Origin of the sequence: Pseudomonas sp. NPDC087814 (assembly GCF_044742865.1) — a bacterium.
Lineage (GTDB): Bacteria > Pseudomonadota > Gammaproteobacteria > Pseudomonadales > Pseudomonadaceae > Aquipseudomonas.
Genome location: NZ_JBIUVK010000104.1, coordinates 1 through 2,507 on the forward strand (window position 1 = coordinate 1; position 2,507 = coordinate 2,507).

Sequence of the window (2,507 nt, forward strand, 5' to 3'; positions counted from 1 at the left end):
GGCCATCCGCCACACCACCGTACACGCGACAGCCGTGGGCATCAGCCTGTACGGCCCGTACCAGCGGGTGGTCGAACTGGCTTCGATGCTGCTGCTCGCTGCAGCCATCACCGCCTTCCACTTGGGCCGCAACGAAGCCAAGGAGCAATGACGATGCCTGCTATCCCTTTGGAGCATGGTCTGGCGGTCGCCGGCATCCTGTTCTGCCTTGGCCTGGTCGGCCTGATGGTTCGCCGCAACATTCTGTTCGTGTTGATGAGCCTGGAAATCATGATGAACGCCGCGGCACTCGCGTTCATCGTGGCCGGTAGCCGTTGGGGCCAGCCGGATGGACAAGTGATGTTCATCCTGGTGATCAGCCTGGCAGCCGCCGAGGCCAGTATTGGCCTGGCGATCCTGCTGCAACTGTATCGTCGCTTCCACACGCTTGATATCGACGCTGCCAGTGAGATGCGCGGATGAACATGATCTTTCTGACTTTCGTATTTCCCCTGATCGGTTTCCTGCTGCTGTCGTTCTCCCGTGGACGCTGGTCGGAAAACCTCTCGGCCCTGGTCGGCGTGGGTTCCATTGGCCTGTCGGCAATTGTCGCCGCCTACGTCATCTGGCAATTCAACGTCGCACCGCCTGAAGGCGGTCACTACACCCTGGTGTTGTGGCAGTGGATGTCGGTGGAGGGCTTCAAGCCCAACTTCGCCCTCTACGTCGACGGCCTGTCGATCACCATGCTCGGCGTGGTGGTGGGTGTGGGCTTCCTGATCCACCTGTTCGCGTCCTGGTACATGCGCGGTGAAGCCGGTTACTCGCGCTTCTTCGCCTACACCAACCTGTTTATCGCCAGCATGCTGTTCCTGGTGCTGGGCGATAACCTGTTGTTCCTGTACTTCGGCTGGGAAGGCGTGGGCCTGTGCTCGTACCTGTTGATCGGTTTCTACTACAGCAACCGCAACAACGGTAACGCCGCACTCAAAGCCTTTATCGTGACCCGGATCGGTGACGTGTTCATGGCCATCGGCCTGTTCATCCTGTTCCAACAGGTGGGCACGCTGAACATCCAGGAACTGCTGGTGCTGGCACCGCAGAAATTCCAGGTCGGCGACTTCTGGATCACCCTGGCGACCCTGATGCTGCTGGGTGGCGCGGTCGGTAAATCCGCGCAACTGCCGCTGCAAACCTGGCTGGCGGATGCGATGGCCGGTCCTACCCCGGTTTCGGCACTGATCCACGCCGCGACCATGGTAACCGCCGGTGTCTACCTGATTGCCCGTACCCACGGCCTGTTCACCCTGGCGCCGGAGATTCTGCACCTCGTGGGCCTGGTGGGTGGCGTGACCCTGGTACTGGCAGGTTTTGCTGCCCTGGTTCAAACCGACATCAAGCGTATCCTCGCCTACTCGACCATGAGCCAGATCGGCTACATGTTCCTGGCCCTGGGCGTTGGCGCCTGGGACGGTGCGATCTTCCACCTGATGACCCACGCCTTCTTCAAGGCCCTGCTGTTCCTTGCTTCCGGTGCGGTGATCGTTGCCTGCCACCACGAGCAGAACATCTTCAAGATGGGCGGCCTGTGGAAGAAACTGCCGTTGGCCTACGCCAGCTTCATCGTCGGCGGCGCGGCCTTGTCGGCCCTGCCACTGGTGACCGCAGGTTTCTACTCGAAAGACGAAATCCTCTGGGAAGCCTTTGCCAGCGGTAACCACGGCCTGCTGTACGCCGGCCTGGTAGGTGCGTTCATGACCTCGCTGTACACCTTCCGCCTGATCTTCATCACGTTCCACGGTGAAGCCAAGACTGAAGCCCACGCAGGCCATGGCATTTCCCACTGGCTGCCACTGTCGGTGCTGATCATCCTGTCGACCTTCGTCGGCGCCATGATCACCCCGCCACTGGCCGGTGTTCTGCCGGAAAGCGCCGGCCATGCCGGTGGTGCAGCCAAGCACAGCCTGGAAATCGCCTCGGGCGCCATCGCCATCGCGGGTATCCTGCTGGCGGCCCTGCTGTTCCTCGGCAAGCGCCGCTTCGTCACCGCCATCGCCAACAGTGGCATTGGCCGCTTCCTTTCGGCCTGGTGGTTCGCTGCCTGGGGCTTCGACTGGATCTACGACAAACTGTTCGTCAAGCCGTACCTTGCGATCAGCCACGTACTGCGCAAAGACCCGCTCGACCAGACCATCGGTTTGATCCCGCGTGCCGCCAAGGCCGGTCACACCGCCCTGAGCCGCAGCGAGACCGGCCAATTGCGCTGGTATGCAGCTTCCATGGCGGCCGGTGCCGTCCTGGTAATCGGCGCCATCATCGTGGTCGCGGTCTGACTATGCACATTGCGAACTTTGCGAACTTGCGAAAGGAAACGAGCCCGTCATGATTCTGCCCTGGCTAATCCTGATCCCCTTTATCGGCGGCCTGCTCTGCTGGATGGGTGAACGCTTCGGCGCCACCCTCCCCCGCTGGATTGCGTTGGTGACCATGTGCCTGGAACTCGCGCTCGGCGTCTGGCTGTGGGCGCA

General features: G+C 61.6%; 3 protein-coding genes and 1 pseudogene. All 4 read left to right on the forward strand.

Translation table 11 applies throughout. The features are described 5' to 3' along the window. Window positions 1-151, forward strand: a pseudogene (locus ACIOMR_RS30835) (NADH-quinone oxidoreductase subunit J); the annotation flags it as partial. A gap of 2 nt (window positions 152-153) precedes the next feature. Beyond that, entirely contained in the window at window positions 154-462 is a 309-nt protein-coding gene (nuoK, locus tag ACIOMR_RS30840) for an NADH-quinone oxidoreductase subunit NuoK (RefSeq protein ID WP_003219560.1), read from the forward strand. Next, a complete protein-coding gene (gene nuoL / locus ACIOMR_RS30845) occupies window positions 459-2,312 on the forward strand; it encodes an NADH-quinone oxidoreductase subunit L (RefSeq protein WP_003219559.1) in 1,854 nt (617 codons plus the stop codon). Before nuoK ends, nuoL begins: the two co-directional genes overlap by 4 nt. Window positions 2,313-2,361: 49 nt before the next feature. Beyond that, on the forward strand, window positions 2,362-2,507 hold a 146-nt coding region (locus tag ACIOMR_RS30850), incomplete at its 3' end, for a hypothetical protein (protein ID WP_401198202.1).

Excerpts from the sequence above, each read along its gene's own strand:
- nuoK (WP_003219560.1), top strand. The coding sequence starts at position 154 with ATGCCTGCTATCCCTTTGGAGCATGGTCTGGCGGTCGCCGGCATCCTG.
- nuoL (WP_003219559.1), top strand. The coding sequence starts at position 459 with ATGAACATGATCTTTCTGACTTTCGTATTTCCCCTGATCGGTTTCCTG.